We start from the raw sequence: 19044 nt of genomic DNA on the forward strand, positions 1-19044 counted from the left end.
AGAATAGACTCAGATCATTTTGATAAATAATTTCAAAACGGAGGGTGCTTCACATCGTTATTTTGGGTGTAACCTCACCGGCTAATATTGCGAGCGTTGCGGATAAGTACGAAGTATGTCAAAATTCTTTAGAATGCTATTCGGATTGGAGTTATGCAAAGAGGTGCATGAATTCTTATTTTATGGAAGATAAAGTCCTAATTGAGAAAACAGGAGCGGCGGCATGGTAGAAACTTGTTCAGATGGCGAACTATTAAAAAGAATAGCTAATCGAGATCGAACCGCTATGGAAGTTCTTTATGACCGCTATGAGCGACTGTTATACAGTTTTGCGAGAAAAGCCGTTCCCGATGATTTTGTTGCGGAAGAAATTGTTCAAGATGTGTTTATTAAAGTATGGGGTGCTGCGCATACCTATGATGAACGTCAAGCTAAATTGACAACCTGGCTTTTGACCATAGCAAGGCGCACCGCTATTGATCATGCAAGAAAGCGGCAAAAATTGATTCATTCATCGACTAATGATGAAGTATTACAAATACTACCTGATGATACTAAACAACCGTACGAGTGGACAGAAGTGCTCGCTTTGCGTCAAACAATTCAAGATGCGCTTAATGAATTGCCTGGTGATCAAAAACTTCTGATTGAACGTATATACCTACAAGGCCTATCGCAACGTGAAATGGCCGAATTATTACAACTTCCCATAGGTACGGTGAAGAGCAGAATTCGTTTGGGATTGGCTAAATTAAAGGATAAATTGACAGCAACCGGATGGGAGGTGACACCATGAACGAACAGCAGGTGTGCTCTCTTCGGGAGTTATACGTGTTAGATGGTTTAACTAAAGAAGAGCGGCAAATGTTTGAAGAGCATCTGACAAATTGTAAAGAATGTCAAAATGAAATCAGTTTGTTGATGCCGTTGAAAGATTGGTTGCTATATGATTTTGAAATGGCTATGCCACCTAAGGATATGAAGCAGAGAGTTTTGAAAAATGTTTACGATGCCATAGATAATGAAGAAGGAACAGAAACTGTAGTTCTATCGAGTCATCAGATAAACGATTTGAAAGAAATTACGTCCGTATTACCTGATCAAACATCTAATGACTCTGATCGTGAAAAGTTTGGGAAAATAAATGATGGTCATCGAATTCCTATAACTTCTGGTTTTGGAAAGTATCGAAATAGATACCGTTGGTTTATACCCATGACGGCAGCGGCTGTGCTATTCATTGTGTCAGGCATTGTCTATTATACTGAAAATCCAGTTTTCCAAAATCGATCCCAATTGACTGATAGAAATCCTTTGGGGCAAATGACAGAGGCGATACAATTAAAGGCTACTGCGCAATTTAATACCACTAGTGGGCAAGCTTTGATAGAGAATGGACAGATGGGCAGGAGTCTTTTCATCCATTTTTCTGGGTTACAACCGGTATATGGTTCTCAGGTTTATCAAGTATGGTTGATTAAAAAAGGTCAACCTCCAGTTTCACTGGGTGTTTTTACACCCAATTCACAAGGTAAAGCTATTTTTGCAAGTTTGATCCCATTCAATGAGACCTTTCAAACTGTTGGCATCACTCTTGAACCTAGAGCTATAGATAAAACACCCAAAGGTCCATTGGTACTATTGGGGAGTATTTCTGTTTAATTCTATATGATAAATTGAAATTTGATTTGGACCTATGTCTTTTCTGTAGTGAAGTAATTTCCAATTTGTTTTATTGGCTTGAGAATTTTTTGACTATGGAGGCGACAATACATTTTAGCTAATCTAACTCAGCCGCTATTTATTGTACAAATTTTTATCGTGCTGGCTAGCTTAGTCGTCCACGAATTCAGTCATGCCTTGGTTGCTGATCTGCTAGGTGATCATACAGCTCGCCTGGAAGGTCGATTGACCTTGAATCCATTAGCACATTTACAACTTGTTGGACTTCTGCTGATGTTATTTGGGCCTATAGGTTTTGCCAAGCCAGTGCCTTTTAATCCTTCTAATCTCAAGCATCGTCGGTTAGGCACGATTTTAGTGGCTGCTGCAGGTCCATTTTCTAATTTCTTACTGGCATTGATCGCCTTAATCATATGGCAATGGGTTCTGTTTGACCCTTATTCAATGTTAGGACAAATTATTGAATTGATTGCACTGGTGAATGTCAGTCTGTGTCTCTTTAATCTTATTCCCATTCCCCCTTTGGATGGGTCACAAATATTGCGTAATTTATTTCCTGATTCAACGCAAAAGTGGTTTTATAAGCTTGATTTTTATGGTCCCTTTATTTTAATAATTCTTTTTTTAATTCCTTCAGTTATCGATAATTTTTATATCCCACTCATTAACGAAATTGTAGGGTTGTTATCTCAAGCAGTCGCGAGGCTTTGAAATAAATATAATATATCAATGAGAGAAATAGCTATGGGAGTACAAAGGCATGTTATGTTTTAAGGTAAGCAGCAGTTTTGGATGAAAACGAGTTCGAGAAACAAAAAGCAAGGACAGTTCGTCGATAAAGCGAGGTTCTTTTTATGGAATCGAGTGAAGGTGTCTATATTTTAAGTATTGGTGATTTTAATGGACCGCTCGATTTACTTTTGCATTTAATCCGCAAACAAGAAATTGATATACACAATATACCCATCGTTCAAATTACAGAGCAGTACATGGCCTATCTTGATACCTTACCTGAGAGCTACTTGGAACAAGCTAGTGAATTTGTGGTTATGGCAGCCACATTATTAGCCATTAAAAGTCGCATGCTCCTGCCAAAAAGCAAAAAACAAGATGAAGATGAAGATGAAATGGATCCACGCGCTGAGTTGGTGGAACAGTTGATTGAATATGAGAAAATTAAAATAGCATCGGAATTATTGAAAGAAAAACAGCTTCTTCGTTCGGATTTATTTGGTCGGCCAGCTACCGACTTATCTCCTTATGCACCTGAGCATTTGCCTCCTTTATCTGAAATGAGTGCTTGGAAACTATTTGAGGCTATGCGCCAATTATACCGACGTAGGCCTAAAGATAAACCCGTAGCTGCAATTCGCGCTTATGTTGCTCGGGTGGAAGATGTCATTGAAGAAATAAAGGAGAAATTACTGCGATTGCAACACTGTACATTGCGTGAGCTTATGTACAATGTCTATTCGCGTAGCGAATGGGTAGCTTATTTTTTAGCGTTATTGGAATTAATGCGCTATCAACAAATTTATTGTTACCAATCAGAACTTTTTGGCGATATTACTATTATTTCCAAATTATCAGATGAGAGTTTGCAAACTATGGCTGAAACAGCAACAACTTCAGAAACTAAAAATGGAGGTTAAGATGCTCATTAATTTGATCTCTGCGATTGAAGCTATTTTGTTTGTTGCTGGAACAGATGGACTCAGTACGGAAGAAATTGCTGATATATTGCAAATACCTCAACAAGAGGTAATTGCTTCTTGTAGACAATTGCAATTAAAATTACAACAACCAGAATCAGGAATACAGTTGATTGAGAGTGCAAACACTTGGCAATTGGCAACAAAACCTGAACATGCACTTTACTTACGAAGAATGGCGGATACTCCTATTGCTACTTCATTATCTTCCGCTGCTTTAGAAACATTGGCTGTAATTGCCTATCAACAGCCCATAACGAGATCGCGTATAGAAAAAATACGTGGGGTAAGTTCGGAAAGAGCGATTCAAACATTGCTACATCGTTTATTAATTCGTGAAGTTGGAAGAGAAGAAGGACCAGGAAGACCTTTTTTATATGGTACGACGGATCACTTTTTAAAAACATTCGCTATTTCTTCTCTAGAAGAACTACCTGAATTGCCAATTACAGATCGTGATGAAACGACTCTACTCTTTGAGAGAGAGAGTCATGTACCTCAAGAATAAAATTTAGATTCTCATTTCATGCGTATAGTAGGCAGGGGCTTGACACAAACTTTAGTTGTCCAAAAAGGTGGGCGATGATTTGTGTTAGGCGCTATTTTTTTTATTGTTGCTGGACTGGTTGTATTTGTTCTAATCATAGCCGTTCTTCCTATACGTTGTACACTACAGTTTATGCGCACTGGACATGATGATGAGGGTATAGTAACCATCAGTCTTCTTTTTGGTCTGATTAAAATTAGGCATCAACTTTTGAAAATCCAACCTAAAGTAACGCATCATGGACCAAGTCTTCATGTCGAAGGACACAAGAACGGCAATCATGCTACAGAGCATTTTTCTCTAGAAGAGATTTTTAACTTTATTGAGAATATTCCTCAATGGAGTCATTTTGCTCGTGTCTGTCTAAAAGAGCTTAAACCGGTATTGCGCAGAATCAAGATTTTGACTTTTCATTTCAAAGTTGCCATTGGTTTAGAAAATGCTATGTACACCGGGGTTTTAACAGGATTTTCATGGACAGTATTGTCTCTTGTGACTGGAGAAATGTCTAAAATGTTCAGGCTCATGGTAAAACCGAAAATTCAAGTTGAACCTGTGTATCACCGAAATTCTTTGGAACTATCCGCGAAAGGCATATTTTCAATTTCCACAGGGCATGCTATTGTCGCTGCGATTCGTTTCTTTTTTGTTTGGAGGAGGATGAAAAGTTCATGGAGCATCCCATTCAAGGATTAATGCAAACCGCCATGGCCAATATAAGAGAAATGGTCGATGTCAATACTATCATTGGCGATCCCGTTGAAACACCAGACGGTACCGTTATTTTGCCAGTCTCTAAAGTGGGTTTCGGGTTTGCTGCTGGCGGCAGTGAATTTTCTGTAGATCACGATCGCGGCCATGTATCCGATGATGACAATTTACCATTTGGCGGTGGCTCAGGTGGTGGAGTGTCTATTACTCCCATTGGGTTTCTTATTGTTCATGGCAACCAAGTCAGGCTCTTATCTACTGACAACGAAAATCAACTTTACGATCGACTTATGGATATGGCTCCAATTGTTATGGAGAAAATTCAATCAATGTTTAAAGGCTCTTCGAATAAAAATCAAGGTAAATCTGATCAAACCCCGGTTGTTTGATAAATTTCGGTCATGCCTGTCCCTCTGTAAGCATACTTTCAATCAAAGGATATGCTGCACGGGGGGATACGCATGATTGATTTTATTTGGCTTCTTTTGTTTCTGGTTGGAATTGGAACTGCTTTACTAACTGGTAAAATGCCTGCTGTCTCAAGTGCTATTCTGACTGGAGCAGAACATGGTGTAGAGCTTTGTTTTGGTCTGATAAGTGTTATTGTTCTCTGGATGGGATTAATGCATATTGCAGAAAAAGCTGGAGCTATTACTTTTCTGTCGCGATTAATGAGGCCGGTGGCCAAAAAAATATTTCCATCCGTTCCTTCTGACCATCCAGCTATGGGAGCTATCTTAGCGAATATGAGTGCAAATATACTTGGGATTGGTAATGCTGCGACACCACTTGGGTTGCGCGCTATGAAAGAATTACAAGATCTTAATACAAAAAAAGATACTGCAAGTGATGCAATGTGTACGTTACTTGCTGTCAATACAGCAAGTATTACTCTGATTCCAACCACTGTTATTGCCATTCGCATGCAATTGCATGCACAGCACCCCACCTCTGTCATTGGACCTACTTTACTAGCAACTTTTATTGGCACTATAGCTGCTTTAATCTTTGATAAAATATTTCGATCCTGGTCACGTCGTTCCGGGAGATGGGTATAATGCAACAATTTTTCATACAAATTTCCGAATGGTTACTCCCTATTTTAGTTTGCACTATTCTAATTAGCGGTTTTATTCGACGTGTTCCTTTATATAATACGTTTGTCGAGGGAGCTAAATCGGGTTTTGCCACTGCGGTTAAACTTATTCCTCATCTAGTTGCTATGATGGTTGCTGTTCAAGTTTTTAGTGCTTCAGGAGCTATGGGGATATTGATTCATTGGTTAACCCCAGTCTTAAGCATTTTACATATTCCTCCCGAAGTGGCTCCGCTTGGTTTGCTCCGTCCGATTAGCGGACAAGGAAGTCTCGCTATGATGATCCAGGTACTGAAAAGTAAAGGACCAGACAGTACGACGGGAGTATTGGCTTCGACTATGCAGGCAAGTACAGACACTACGCTCTACATTTTAACAGTTTATTTCGGCAGCGTAGGAATTCAAAAGTTTCGTTATGCACTTACAGTAGGGCTTTTATCTGATTTGGTTGCTATTGTGGCTAGTGTGTTTGCAGTGCATGTTTTTAAATAAGAGTAAAGGATATCATTTTCAAGTCAGTTTATTTCTTGTCAAGCCACTCCTTGAAAAAGCGTGGAAATGCGTGTAATTAGGGTATAATGACTCCATGTCCCATAGAAATGGAGATATTCATACATGGAAGAGCGATTACAAAAAGTCTTGGCGTCCGCAGGAATTGCTTCAAGAAGAAAATGTGAAGAGTATATTCTATCTGGTAGGGTGGCCATTGATGGAAAGATTGTTAAGGAATTGGGAACCAAAGCCGACCCAATGATTCAAGAAATCACAGTGGACGGACATCCAATTGCTGCAGAACCTAAAATATCTATTCTGTTGCACAAACCTACTTCGCGTATTTCCTCTGTTACCGATCCAGAGGGAAGAAAAACAGTTATGGAGAAGATATCATCATTGCCTTTTAGACTTTATCCCGTAGGAAGGCTGGATTATGATTCTAGTGGTTTATTGCTACTTACAAACGATGGGGAATTAACTCATAAACTTCTTCATCCAAGTCATCATATTGGCAAATTATATCGAGTGACAGCTTTAGGTATGGTGGATAAAAAAATTGTAAGAAATTTGGAGCAGGGAATTGAGCTGGAAGATGGCGTAACTGCTCCAGCAAAAGTCTGGGCTTTGCGTCAGCATCCTAAAGAATCTGTTGTAGACATAGAAATTTTCGAAGGAAAAAACCGTCAAATTCGACGGATGTTCGAGAAATTGGATTTACCCGTTAAACGTTTAAAAAGAATAGCATTTGGTCCTCTCCAGTTAAATGATTTAAGAGTTGGACAATGGAGATTTTTAGATGAAAAAGAATGGGAAGACATTTATAGAATTTGCAATTTACCCATACCTGACTATCCTAAAGAAATCATTCAAACTTATAAACTTGCTTCGGAGCGACGTATAAGAAATTTGCAAAATCAATCAGATAAGAAAAAGGGCAATGGACAAGCCCAAAGAAATAAGACTTAGAACGAAACCAGTCGAGATGTTACATCATTAAATAAAAATTTCGAGACGGGGGATGAGCATGCCACAGAAACCGCGTATTCTGGTGGTGGACGACGAAGAACGAATACGTCGCTTAGTAAGAATGTACCTCGAGCGTAGTGGTTTTGAAATTATTGAAGCAGATAATGGTAAAGATGCGTTGGAAATTGCACTTAATGAACCGTTGTCTCTTATTATTTTAGATCTTATGTTACCTGAAATGGACGGGCGTGATGTATGCACTCAGGTTCGCCAACATGCTGAGACGCCTATTATGATGTTGACTGCGGCAGGGGATGAAATGAGTCGAGTACATGGTTTTGAAATTGGAGCAGACGATTATGTCGTTAAACCTTTTTCTCCTCGTGAGCTTGTCATGAGAGTGAAGGCACTTTTAAAAAGGTCTGGAGAGACTGAATTTTTCAAGGCGGACTTACAACAAACTCTTTCTTTTCCGGGGCTTTTAATTCATATCGATGCACGGCGTGTAGAAGTCGAAGGAAAAGAAGTGAGTTTGACTCCAAAAGAGTTTGATTTACTTGTGTATATGTCTCAGCGGCCTGACAAAGTTTTTAGTCGTGAAGAATTACTTAGAGATGTCTGGAATTATCAATTTTATGGTGATCAAAGAACTGTAGATACTCATGTAAAAAGATTACGCGAAAAACTTGGACAACTTTCCGAAAGAGTTAGCCATTATATTGTAACTGTCTGGGGAGTAGGATATAAATTTGAGGTTATCGCGTGATTAAGAACAGTATTGTTTTAAAACTTTGGCTGACGATTGTTGGTATGGTTGTCGTGGTGCTTGTGTTGTTATCTGTTTTGCTACAACAATTTTTTGCAACATATGTGGAAGATAATCAATCCTCTTCCCTTATTCATTGGACTTTATCCATCTCTGATGAACTACAGAAAAACGATAATCTAGAACATTTATTATTATCGAAAAATCTTCTCAAAAAAGTTCAAAATGCGGAAATGAGTTATACGCCTTCTTTAAAAGAGAACAATGCATTGGACAAGCAGTTTCGTTCACTGAGCACATCAGAACGCTATCAACTTCAATCGGGTAAACCCATTATTATTCGACAAATTGGAAATGGTTCACCCCAAATCACGATTTACGATTTAGTAAAAAGGCCTGGTCAAAACCCTGGCCTGCTTGCCGTTTCACAACAAATGAGTGTATTAGATGCTCCGCTTGACCATATGCGTAATCTCATACTTTTTGATGTATTGTTGGGCGTGTTTTTGGCTACTGGATTAGCTTTTGTAGTCTCAAAGAATCTTTCTAAACCACTTGTTGAAATGAACCATGCAGCCGAATTGATGCAATCAGGTGATTTTAAGCATCGAGTCAATGTTGTGACCAGTGATGAAGTTGGACGTTTGGGAAGTACATTTAATGCAATGGCTGCTCAACTCGATCACACCATTCATGCACTTTCAATGGAAAGAGATCAACTGAGCACCATTCTCCAATCCTTGCAGGATGGTGTGATGGCAACCAATACCTTAGGACAGATAACATTAGCCAATCTTCCAGCATTGCGAATTTTACGTCAGATGTCACTTTCAGAGAGAGGAATTGTAGATGTCTCACAGTTGCCAGATGCCATGCAAAGCCTCTTACAAGCTGTGCAGAATCATGGCGAATCAATGAGCCGTGAATGGCTATGGCAAGATAGGAATATTCTTTTACATGTCATCCCTCTAAGAGAACCGGACAGTCAACTGGTACGTGGGACCTTAACAGTTCTCAGGGATATTACTGAAGAACGACAAATGGATTCTCTACGGAAAGATTTTTTAGCCAATGTTTCACATGAATTAAGAACACCACTAAGTATGCTGCAAGGTTATAGTGAAGCTTTGTTAGACGAATTGGATAATGATCCAGAAATGCGTCGTGAATTAGTACAAATTATTCACGAAGAAGCTATGCGCATGAAAAGATTGGTTAACGATTTGCTGGATTTAGCTTCACTCGAATCGGGCCAATTTCAAATGAAATATGCACCCGTAGAGATCAATTCATTAATTAAAAAAGTATCAAGAAAATTTTTCACCTTATCCTCAGAAAAGGGAGTATCTTTACAAGTTCATTTATTTGACAGACCCATTTTACTTGAGGCAGATAAAGATCGCTTAGAACAAGTATTTACTAATCTTTTGGATAATGCGTTTAGGCATACAGAAAAAGGTAAAATCGAAATTTCTATCGAAACAGAGACGCATTATGTCTATATACAAGTTAAAGATACAGGTAGCGGTATACCTCCTGAGGACGTCCCATATGTTTTTGAACGCTTTTATAAAGCAGACAAAGCTCGTACACGTTCTGCAGGAGGGACTGGATTAGGACTTGCAATTGCTCGATACATTATTGTAAAGCATGGTGGAGAAATTATTGTTAAAAGCGCACTTCATGTTGGAACTACATTTACAGTTGTATTACCCTTAAAACGGCAAGTAACTGAAAATAGAATATAAATTGAAATCAATTTACAAGAAAGAAGAAATCATAAAATGGCTTGGATATATCTAAGTAAATTGTATGACACCAGATTTCAGGCTTCTTGCCTAGTGGCCAGAATTGTAGATCAACCTAATCATCAGTTACTTTCGTATTTTCCACCTCGCTACGTAGGTATTTTTCAAACGCAGCGAGGGCGCTACGGTGTTAAAGTCTTATTGTGATCATTCATTATGTTTTGATTTATAAGTAAATTTCTGAACAAGTAAATCAATAATTAATGATATAAACTCAGATTCTTCTTTTGGAAGAATACTCATTTGCTGTGCTGCTTCTAAATAGGGAGCAGCTTCTTCATTCAAAATTAAATTTTGAATTTCTACCGGCCAGTCTTCTGTTGATTCTAAAATCTTAGGCATTTTTAGTTCCTTCGTGTTATCACATAGTGCGGTTAAGGGTACTCCTAAAGCATTGGCTAATCTTTTGGCGTATTCCAATGAAGGTTGTCGAATATCCCTTTCGAGAGAAGAGATATGTGGTGTAGATATACCTGAACGAAGCGCTAATTCTTGTTGTGACCAATCTCTTTGTTGTCGAATTCGACGTATACGATAACCAAAAGAATCTTTCAATCCAATTCCTCCATTTTAAGTAATTTTGCCTTACAACGATAATATATTGAACATTATCGGATTTGTAAAGTATGGATCAAATATAAATATAAAATTATGAGTGAGTGATGGATGCTTGATTTATGATTTGAGTCACAAAGATTGGGTTGAAGTAGCGAAAAATATCAAAATGCTGCTGTTAAAGGCTAATTTTCCAGTGTGTATAACTGGTGCAGGAATTAGCGTAGCGAGTGGTTTGCCTGTAAATGAGATGAATTTTCAGGGCAAAACAGTACATCAATTATTTTTAAAAGATTTTTGGAGAAGAGAACCTGAGAGGTATTTTGATTTTTATTATCAAATTTTCTTCGAATGGAAGAAAGCACTGCCAAACAATGCTCATCTATATCTCCATAAAAAAAATTTCAAAATTATTACACAAAACATTGATGGACTTCATTTTGAAGCAGGTTCAAAAAATGTAATAGAAATTCACGGTAATTTAAGAGAGTTACGATGTGAAACTTGTGCTATAATTCTAAAATCTGATTTTCTTAAACATCATGGTTTTAATTGTCCAAATTGCAAACAAATTTTAAGACCTGGCTTTGTATTTGTTGGTGAAAAAGTGAAAGGAGTTTCTCTTGCAACCCATTGGATATGCCAATCTGATTTGTTACTGATTATTGGAACTGAAATGGATGCGTTACCTATTCGATATTTCCCTAAAATAGCCACCACAAAACAAGTACCTGTTATTTGGATTAATCAAAATTCCGAAACAATAATACCTTATTTATGCAAATAAAGTAAATTAAGGTATTTTATAATAAATAAAAAAACTCATGATATCAGTTTCATCAATTGAAAGCTATCTTGATAGTAGACACACTATAATTTACCTATTTCCATTTTGAATAAACTTAGCTATAATCTAATCAGACTTTCCCATATCCTTTTTCCTCGCCCCCTAATCTGGTTGGTTTACCAAGGGGGCGTTGGCTTTATGGTTTGATAGAAATGGGTTCAAAAATATGGCAAGCATGCGGAGGAAAGAGTTTGACATTTTACGCATTCCTAAGTGACCAAAGTAGGAAATCTAAAATGGCTCGATATTTATTTGACGATTTGTGGTACAACTCAACCCCTCAGCAAAGACTGTCAGTTTCATCTGTTGAGGGTTATAATGTCTTCCAGGGAATTTCTTTGTCTGTGGATGATAGACAGAAAGTATTAAACTTGCATCTTAAAGATGAATATCTAAGTCCTTATTTAAAAACGAATATGAATTTATTTCATCTATTAATGATGGATGAACAAGCAGATATCAAGTTTTTTAAATTGGAAAATGGATGGCTATTTGAATTTGATGGAATACCTGCTGGACCCAAACCTTTTGGTCAACAAAAATACGATACTAGATAATATCTTGTTTGGGTGAAAAAGTTTTTATCTGATAGGAACTTTTATATTTATAAATACATTATGAAAGATGGGTTGATAGTTCTGTATCATTCTGCATCTGGTGTTTATTATAATTTAAAACTAGTTCCCAATGAGCCTGTTGATTATTACATCAAATTAAGTGAATCTGAAATTCATTTAAATAAATTGTTAGGTCGTACTATCCGTATGAAGATTACGGGGGAAATGTTTTGTATTCATTGCCATAGAAAGGTAAAAAAACTATACAACAACGGATATTGTTATCCATGTTTTGTGAGTTTAGCAGAATGTGATTTATGTGTATTAAAGCCAGAGACTTGTCATTTCCATCAGGGAACATGCCGTGACGAGAACTATGCTTTGAATCATTGTATGATACCCCATTATGTTTATCTTTCATATACTGATAAGTCAAAAGTTGGATTGACAAGGGCTGGTAGGGAGTTAGCGAGATGGATGGAACAAGGAGCGATCGCTGGTAAGTTACTTTGCTCTGTCTCTACTCGTAAAGTTGCTGGTGAAATTGAACATTTATTGACTGAATATGTGGCGGATAAAACCAATTGGAGAAAGATGATTAATACGCATTTCATAGACGAAGATGAATTTGCTTCTACATATCAACTGCTTTTTGAAAAAATAAAGATATTAAATGTAGATGAGATTGAGATGGTCAATCATTCCCGATGTTATCGTTTTTTTTATCCCATGGATCCGCTATATTCACAATCCAAATTGCCAGTTTCGCCTGCTTCGTTAAAAGAAAATGAAGAATTTGAAGATACACTTATTTCCCTGAAAGCACATTATTTAATTTTTAAAAACTGCGTTATCAATATGAGAAGATATCAGGGATATATGATAAACGTGAGCTATTAACTTGAAACTTTTTTGCTTCAAATTAACTTAAGTTCTTCTATGATTTTTTTTAAAAGTTCCTGATTAGATGAAGCACTCATGATATCTCCTTCCAGTAATACATAACTACACTCAGAACAGGTTTCACAAAACCCCAAACAATCATAGGTAATCGTTGTTATCCAATTTTTTTCCTCCATTGTTTTGAGTTCCTGTTGTAACAGGGTTACAGCAGGGTTAGATATACATATTTCGAGCAATTTATTAAATTCCATTTTAAGAAAATCTCCTTTGAAAAAATAATTCTCAGAACATATCATAATTTCTGATTCATAGGGAATATTATGGCCGGGAGGCGATTTTTTTGTCATGGCTGTATTATTCTAAACTTTTTCAATCTCAATCCGTAGCTCATTATTTTGCATTACAAATGCAAAATGAGTCCCTTCATCATCAGCAAAGAAAAGTCGAAGTTCGAAAAACGAGATCAGGAAAATATGCTGTGCGAGCAAAAATTTATAATGAAATTTCTTAATATGCAAAATAAAGTAACAGAGACTGAATAAGTTGTCTCAAAAAATGTCACTTCTTTGATTATAATACATAAAGTTTGATCACAGGAATGTATCTTGCCTCATACGATCCGTTAGTCTTTGTTTTTACTGACGGTGAGGTGACATTTGATGCAGAAAAAAAAACCTCTTAATCGTTCAAAGTTAAAGAATGGACCAGCTCGCCAAAATCCTGATTTCGTATCCATCATAAATAAATGGAGCCGCTCTGTATTTGGTATTGAAGTAGTTCAAATACAAAATTCCTCTCGTCCATTTCAGTTTTTCGGCCCTTTTGGACAGCTTCCTGAACGTTCCTATTCAAGTGTAAATATTGGTACAGGGTTCTTGGTGCATGCTAATGGATATCTTTTAACTAATGAACATGTTGTCCATGGTGCTAATCGAGTAATATTGCGAGCTGTAGATTCAAAAAAAACACTTACAGGCACGGTTGTTTCTACCGATGAAGAACATGATATTGCGTTGCTTCATTGTCAAGCACTCCAGGATAAATATCCTGTGTTAGAGATTGCCCAAATGAAAGACATATCTGTTGGACAATGGGTACTTGCTTTTGGTTCTCCACTTGGATTGGACAATACGGTGACTGTCGGCATCGTAAGTGCCAAAAATAGACCCTTATCCATTGGTGAACGTCATTATGAAAATTTAATCCAAACAGATGCGGCTATAAATCGTGGTAATAGCGGAGGACCATTACTCAATTTGCAGGGCAAAGTTATTGGAATGAATACTGCAGTCTCACAAAGTTCACAAGGTATTGGTTTTGCGATACCCGCCGATATTCTAAGAACAGTATTAAAAAAATTAATGCCTGTTGATTGAAAATCTGCTGCTACTTTAAATGATTGATTATGTGTTTTTTAATGAATTGCATGTGAACAGGAGTGATCAGTATATGAATTATCACGAAGCATTAGCTGAGTTAAATGTTTCTCATGCGCATCCCGGTGGGAAATATTCAACCGATCAATGGATTTCATATATAAACCCAACTGCAGGGCTTAAAGTTTTAGATGTAGGATGCGGAACCGGTGCAACAGCTGTTTTTCTGGCCAAGCATTATGGATGTAGTGTTACAGCTCTCGATATAAGATCTAAAATGTTAGAAAAATGTAAAATTAGAGCAAATCAAGAAGGGGTAGATATCGATATTCAAATGGGTGATATTGAAAATTTGAAGTTTGATAATGACACTTTCGATGTCGTTTTATGTGAAAGTGTATTAGTTTTTGTCAAACAACAGAAGGCTTTGATGGAAATATATAGAGTTCTTTCTGAAAAAGGTAGGTTTGTAGATGTCGAGATGGTTTTAACTATGCCCGTTAATCAGGAATGGAAACAAACAGTTTTTGAAACCTACGGAGCAAAAAACGTTTGGGATAAAAACGGTTGGATACAGCTTTTTCAGAAAGCAGGATTTAAAAAGACCAAAGTTTTATTCATGCAACCTCTTCGTTCAGTTGTTCAATCTACTAACTATTCACAGACACTTGACTTAAATAGCAGTATGGGTAAGGCCATAAACCAACAGGCATTAAGCGTTATCCGGGAAAATGCAGAGTGGATGGAAAAATATTCTCATACCATTGGTTACGGTATTTTTGTTTCTAACAAGTAAGCTTAAATTCTATAGTTTCGCACCCTAGGCAACCAGGTTTCCTTGATAGATCTGGATAAATGGTTGATAAACTGTTCAACAGTCCTGTAGATAACGTTGTCATTTTGGATATCTGCCGTATTCATGATGGATTTTGGCCATTCGAGCAGTAGACACATGGCGTCAGCGAACCGGATGTTATTGAGTTTGTCAAGGCAATCGAAGAAGAGCGCCCCTATCGTTCTTGGGTCTTGCTCGTCCCGTGTCGAGTTTTCAGTATGATATACTTCGTGAAAACTATGTGGTGTGGGCAAATATTTGGTTGTATGTGCGCCCCTGCAGTTCCTTTGCCAATCGCAGATTGGATTATTGATCTTGAAAAAACACTCAATGTCCCACCGCTTGAAGTAGATGCGAATCATTTCGTCGTCTGACAGGTTTACAACTGCGGAAAGAAGTTTGAGCCATTGACGGGAACAGTTCCTGTCTCGTACAAACACCATCTTGATAGGGAGTGGGTTGTTATTCTCATTTTGACCAATGGCGACAATCACGGAAGCAAGGATTTTCTCCCGCCCATAGCGCTTTCTCTTTGAGCGTCAAGCGGCGTCCTTCGTGTTCGTAGCCAACTTTAGGCAACGCTTTGAGCACATGCACACCACATGATTAATGGTCTAATGCCTTGAGGATGACTGCTGGATACGCAAACCAAAATGTCGAATAGCAAGTGTTTTGCGGTAATCTCATGGCTCGTGCCTGGGCCAGCAATTCAAAGAGAGCATCTGTTGCCTTTTGCATGCACTCTTTCTAACGCCTGTAACCGCAAGTACGATTGTCGATGGAATCTTCCACATCACGGAGGCGGTTGCGCTCATTCTCAGAACTGAGCAACGAAAAGGTAAGTGGTGCAAAGGAATTTCTATCCACTTAGCAGAAAATGAGGGTGTTTTTTGCTTTTTTATTGTATAGAATCCCAAGTTGTACCGGTGCATTACCGGATTAAATCGGGTGTGAGACTCGAGTTAGATATTTAATTTTACGGGGCTAAAATCTAAGTAGTCAGCACTTGTTAGGCGATATTCTATACCATTTTTAAAACCCTCAAAAGCATATTGATGTGCTTGAGCATGAAGATGACCATATATACATAAATCAATATGATTTTTTTCTAATAATTCAGTAATCTCCGTGGAATCACCATTCGAGCTTAATGGCGGATAGTGAAGCATCACCATTTTTTTTTGGCAATTTTTAGGTGCAGAAAGCAAGGATAATTTTAGTCTCTCCACTTCTCGAGCGTATAACCTTATATCATCTGATGTTGTTTTGGGATGTGAGGGTAATTGCCATCCTCGAGTACCACAAATACATAGATCGTCGATTAACATTGAATCATTCTGAATAGCGAATACATTCTTTGGTAATATGGATCTTACCTTTCCGATACCATTCCACCAATAATCATGGTTTCCTTTAATTAAAATTTTTTTTCCTGGTAATGTACCGAGCCAATTCAAATCTTCTTGTACTTCATCTAAAGTCATTGCCCATGATATATCACCTGCAATTAATACTAGATCTTCATGATGAATATGCTCGATCCAGTTTGCTTTAATTTTTTCCGCATGATTATCCCAACAATCCCCAAAAATCCCCATGGGTTTTTCTGATGAAAAAGATAAATGTAAATCTGCAATGGCAAATACATTCACGTGTTAGTTCTCCTTAATGATTTATTCTAAAATCAGCTTTTGATATTGTTTTTTTTACTATTCAATCTGGTACTTGAACTTGTGAATCATCTATATTTTAAATGGTGATTACATGGAGCGTTGGACTTCAGAACAAAGTCTCATTTTAAATCAACCTATTCAAAATACAGTTATTTTTGCTGGTCCGGGAAGTGGTAAAACAACTGTATTTACTGCTTTTCTTGCTCATCAGCTTGATAATAGACAAATTTATTCCGATCAAACAATGGCTGTAACGTTTACCCGGAAATCCGCTCAAAGCATGATGTCAAAATTAACTGGTCAAATTCAACACAAACAACTGTTAAAAAAATTACGAATTGGAACTTTTCATGGTCAATTTTTCAGATTTATACTCCCATTTGTCAAGGAAATGCCAGTTCTCTTAAAATCGCATGAAGAACGAAAACTTATTGAGAGTGCACTTCGAAAATTATTGCCTATTAGTCAACCTTTTTCCACTCAACTTATAGATGACGCTGTACAAATCATCATGCGTATGAAAAGTCGATATCCCATTCATGGAAATTCTCAATTTGAGATGGATTTATTGGAAATATATGAAAAAAATAAAAGTGTAGAAAAACGATGGGACTTTGAAGATATTTTGCTCTTTAGCCTATTTTTATTCACACACTCTAAGTCATTTCAAGATGTCATGAGAAAATGGGAATTCATCATGGTTGATGAGTTTCAAGATACAAATAACATTCAGTGGTATGTTTTAAATGAATTAATCAAAATTTCTGACGCTAAGCTTTTTGTAGTTGGCGATGATGACCAAGCCATATATTCATTTCGGGGATCATCCAGTTACTGGTTGCTCCATTTGGATGAGCTTATTCCTAATACGTCTAAATATTTTTTGCAGTATAATTTTCGTTCAGATATAGATATCTGTAAATATTCATCGAATATTATCGAAAAACAAAGTCATCGATCTGAAAAAATTATGATTCCAACAAGCTCCATGTATGGTAATTGTGCGGCCGTCACAGTTAAGAATGAAGAAGAAGAGTATTATTTTATTGAAAAACTGCTTTTGCATTTTTTTAGTTTAAAAAAGAATATGAGCATAGCTATTTTAGCTCGAACACGAAGAGAATTGATACCATTTATAAAACTGATTCCAAAATACTATAGTCGGCATTTTTATCTGACAGTTTGTACGTTTCATGAAGCAAAAGGACTGGAGTGGGATGTGGTTTTCTTACTGGGAGCCGTAGAAAAGAATCCATTTCTGCGAAATGTGGATTCTCATATTCTCATCCCAACTAGCGATAATCAAAATTTAACGAGTGAAGATGATGAAGAGCGGAGGTTATTCTTCGTCGCGTGTACAAGAGCAAAACATGTTTTAATTACTTTTTTTCCACAACGTTATGGTGGGAAAAAAATGAACATTTCTCCTTACCTTCTCGAAAGTCAAATGTCCATTCATTGAAGACAATTTCAATTATTAAAACTTGAATTTCTAAGGTGAGTGTACTGTAAAATTTTAAATCCATCTGATACAAGGGATTTGAAGGCATGAAAAAGGACTTCACCCCAACCTTCGAGAAGATTTCAAGTGACGAAACTAGAAATTTCCGATGAGGGAAGTCCTATTTGTATCTTCTCCAACCATCGCCTGCTTCTGTTTTTTGGGGCTTGGCTCTCCAACCGTATGCTTTTGAAGTTAAGAAAGCCGTCAACCCAAAAGCACAAGATCTATCCATCGTGAAGCGATTCTACTTGCACTTCTGTCGGCTTCGCTTGAAGGAATAATCAAGGTAAAGATACACATGCTTATCAACGCGATCGCGATACTCGCATCAGCACTAGCCGTAAACCAGATGGAACAACACCAGAAGACTGCGTAAGCTAAAACAAGTTCATCTGATGAGAACAGCATCGATCACCAGTATATGAAATATGCTTGCTACGCTGGGCTTTTTCCTTTTTTCGCCTCTACCCAAACGACCATTTTGCAGCACGATCAGGTAAAAAAAGGATTACAAAAAGGGGTTGCAAAAAAGTTCGGAGGGAGGTAAGATAGTCGCTGTCGCTGCAAGAGGGGACGCGAAAGAGAGTCTTGGCAGTGAGAGAACCTTGAAAACTAAACACGCACAAGAATCACCAAACGCCAGAGAAGAAGTGCCCAAGCTCGAGAGAGCGAGGGAGAAGGAATAAGACATTGAGAGTTTGATCCTGGCTCAGGACGAACGCTGGCGGCGTGCCTAATACATGCAAGTCGAGCGGGTATCGAAAGATACCAGCGGCGGACGGGTGAGGAACACGTGGGGAATCTGCCTAACAGACCGGAATAACGCCTGGAAACGGGTGCTAAGGCCGGATAGGCGCATGAGGCGCATGCCTGATGCGGGAAAGGATGCTACGGCATCGCTGAGAGAGGACCCCGCGGCGCATTAGCTAGTTGGTAGGGTAAAGGCCTACCAAGGCGACGATGCGTAGCCGACCTGAGAGGGTGACCGGCCACACTGGGACTGAGACACG

The 19044-nt window shown here is 37.8% G+C and carries 22 protein-coding genes and 1 rRNA gene; 20 read left to right on the plus strand and 3 right to left on the minus strand.

Features of this window, described 5'->3' with window-relative positions; all coding sequences use genetic code 11:
* Nucleotides 1-223: 223 nt before the first annotated feature.
* From BUA75_RS08835 to BUA75_RS08890, 12 genes are all read left to right on the plus strand, one after another.
* A complete protein-coding gene (locus BUA75_RS08835) occupies nt 224-796 on the plus strand; it encodes an RNA polymerase sigma factor (RefSeq protein WP_072874236.1) in 573 nt (190 codons plus the stop codon).
* A complete protein-coding gene (locus BUA75_RS08840) occupies nt 793-1662 on the plus strand; it encodes an anti-sigma factor (RefSeq protein ID WP_072874237.1) in 870 nt (289 codons plus the stop codon). Before BUA75_RS08835 ends, BUA75_RS08840 begins: the two co-directional genes overlap by 4 nt.
* Nucleotides 1663-1821: 159 nt before the next feature.
* On the plus strand, nt 1822-2394 hold the full coding sequence (locus BUA75_RS08845; protein WP_129583583.1) for a site-2 protease family protein: 573 nt from the start codon (nt 1822-1824) through the stop codon (nt 2392-2394).
* Nucleotides 2395-2537: 143 nt separating this feature from the next.
* Entirely contained in the window at nt 2538-3335 is a 798-nt protein-coding gene (locus BUA75_RS08850; protein WP_072874239.1) for a segregation and condensation protein A, read from the plus strand.
* A complete protein-coding gene (gene scpB, locus BUA75_RS08855; RefSeq protein WP_423219872.1) occupies nt 3295-3903 on the plus strand; it encodes an SMC-Scp complex subunit ScpB in 609 nt (202 codons plus the stop codon). The genes BUA75_RS08850 and scpB overlap by 41 nt, the downstream gene beginning before the upstream one ends.
* An 81-nt stretch (nt 3904-3984) precedes the next feature.
* Entirely contained in the window at nt 3985-4638 is a 654-nt protein-coding gene (locus BUA75_RS08860) for a DUF2953 domain-containing protein (protein ID WP_072874240.1), read from the plus strand.
* Nucleotides 4614-5042 (plus strand): GerW family sporulation protein, encoded by a 429-nt coding sequence (gene ytfJ, locus BUA75_RS08865; RefSeq protein WP_072874241.1) that lies wholly within the window; start codon nt 4614-4616, stop codon nt 5040-5042. The genes BUA75_RS08860 and ytfJ overlap by 25 nt, the downstream gene beginning before the upstream one ends.
* Before the next feature lie 72 nt (nt 5043-5114).
* A complete protein-coding gene (locus BUA75_RS08870; RefSeq protein WP_072874242.1) occupies nt 5115-5711 on the plus strand; it encodes a nucleoside recognition domain-containing protein in 597 nt (198 codons plus the stop codon).
* Entirely contained in the window at nt 5711-6241 is a 531-nt protein-coding gene (locus BUA75_RS08875; RefSeq protein ID WP_072874243.1) for a spore maturation protein, read from the plus strand. Before BUA75_RS08870 ends, BUA75_RS08875 begins: the two co-directional genes overlap by 1 nt.
* A 123-nt stretch (nt 6242-6364) precedes the next feature.
* Entirely contained in the window at nt 6365-7210 is an 846-nt protein-coding gene (locus BUA75_RS08880; protein WP_072874244.1) for a pseudouridine synthase, read from the plus strand.
* 58 nt (nt 7211-7268) lie between these two features.
* Nucleotides 7269-7976, plus strand: a complete 708-nt coding sequence (locus BUA75_RS08885; RefSeq protein WP_072874245.1) for a response regulator transcription factor — start codon at nt 7269-7271, stop codon at nt 7974-7976.
* On the plus strand, nt 7973-9724 hold the full coding sequence (locus BUA75_RS08890; RefSeq protein ID WP_072874246.1) for a HAMP domain-containing sensor histidine kinase: 1752 nt from the start codon (nt 7973-7975) through the stop codon (nt 9722-9724). Before BUA75_RS08885 ends, BUA75_RS08890 begins: the two co-directional genes overlap by 4 nt.
* 207 nt (nt 9725-9931) lie before the next feature.
* Here the strand turns inward: BUA75_RS08890 and BUA75_RS08895 are convergent, their stop codons facing one another.
* Nucleotides 9932-10339, minus strand: a complete 408-nt coding sequence (locus BUA75_RS08895) for a helix-turn-helix domain-containing protein (protein ID WP_072874247.1) — start codon at nt 10337-10339, stop codon at nt 9932-9934.
* Nucleotides 10340-10439: 100 nt separating this feature from the next.
* Here BUA75_RS08895 and BUA75_RS08900 point away from each other — a divergent pair, with 100 nt between their 5' ends.
* From BUA75_RS08900 to BUA75_RS08910, 3 genes are all read left to right on the plus strand, one after another.
* Nucleotides 10440-11126 (plus strand): Sir2 family NAD-dependent protein deacetylase, encoded by a 687-nt coding sequence (locus tag BUA75_RS08900; protein ID WP_129583585.1) that lies wholly within the window; start codon nt 10440-10442, stop codon nt 11124-11126.
* Nucleotides 11127-11338: 212 nt separating this feature from the next.
* The gene (locus BUA75_RS08905; RefSeq protein WP_072874271.1) at nt 11339-11743 is read left to right on the plus strand and encodes a hypothetical protein; all 405 of its coding nucleotides are present in this window, start codon (nt 11339-11341) and stop codon (nt 11741-11743) included.
* A gap of 12 nt (nt 11744-11755) precedes the next feature.
* Nucleotides 11756-12643 (plus strand): DUF2797 domain-containing protein, encoded by an 888-nt coding sequence (locus BUA75_RS08910; RefSeq protein ID WP_129583587.1) that lies wholly within the window; start codon nt 11756-11758, stop codon nt 12641-12643.
* 17 nt (nt 12644-12660) lie between these two features.
* Here BUA75_RS08910 and BUA75_RS08915 read toward each other — a convergent pair whose 3' ends face one another.
* Nucleotides 12661-12897: a DUF1450 domain-containing protein gene (locus BUA75_RS08915; protein ID WP_072874273.1), complete on the minus strand. Its 237-nt coding sequence runs from the start codon at nt 12895-12897 to the stop codon at nt 12661-12663.
* 89 nt (nt 12898-12986) lie between these two features.
* On the opposite strand from BUA75_RS08915, the gene BUA75_RS15880 reads away from it, so the two are divergent.
* The 3 genes from BUA75_RS15880 (at nt 12987) to BUA75_RS08925 (ending at nt 14818) form a co-directional block, all read left to right on the plus strand.
* Complete coding sequence (locus tag BUA75_RS15880; protein WP_165611985.1) at nt 12987-13157, plus strand: hypothetical protein; 171 nt, start codon at nt 12987-12989, stop codon at nt 13155-13157.
* A 148-nt stretch (nt 13158-13305) separates the two neighbouring features.
* Nucleotides 13306-14022, plus strand: a complete 717-nt coding sequence (locus BUA75_RS08920; RefSeq protein WP_072874248.1) for a S1C family serine protease — start codon at nt 13306-13308, stop codon at nt 14020-14022.
* A 73-nt stretch (nt 14023-14095) separates the two neighbouring features.
* Nucleotides 14096-14818, plus strand: coding sequence for a class I SAM-dependent methyltransferase (locus BUA75_RS08925; RefSeq protein ID WP_072874249.1), 723 nt, complete (start codon nt 14096-14098; stop codon nt 14816-14818).
* Between the two features lie 1001 nt (nt 14819-15819).
* Here BUA75_RS08925 and BUA75_RS08935 read toward each other — a convergent pair.
* Entirely contained in the window at nt 15820-16509 is a 690-nt protein-coding gene (locus tag BUA75_RS08935) for a metallophosphoesterase (RefSeq protein ID WP_072874251.1), read from the minus strand.
* A gap of 112 nt (nt 16510-16621) precedes the next feature.
* Between BUA75_RS08935 and BUA75_RS08940 the strand changes: the two genes are divergently transcribed.
* Nucleotides 16622-17992 (plus strand): UvrD-helicase domain-containing protein, encoded by a 1371-nt coding sequence (locus BUA75_RS08940; RefSeq protein ID WP_072874252.1) that lies wholly within the window; start codon nt 16622-16624, stop codon nt 17990-17992.
* A gap of 728 nt (nt 17993-18720) precedes the next feature.
* Nucleotides 18721-19044 (plus strand): 16S ribosomal RNA (locus BUA75_RS08945); the annotation flags it as partial.

This window comes from Alicyclobacillus tolerans, assembly GCF_900142255.1.
GTDB lineage: Bacteria > Bacillota > Bacilli > Alicyclobacillales > Alicyclobacillaceae > Alicyclobacillus_I > Alicyclobacillus_I tolerans.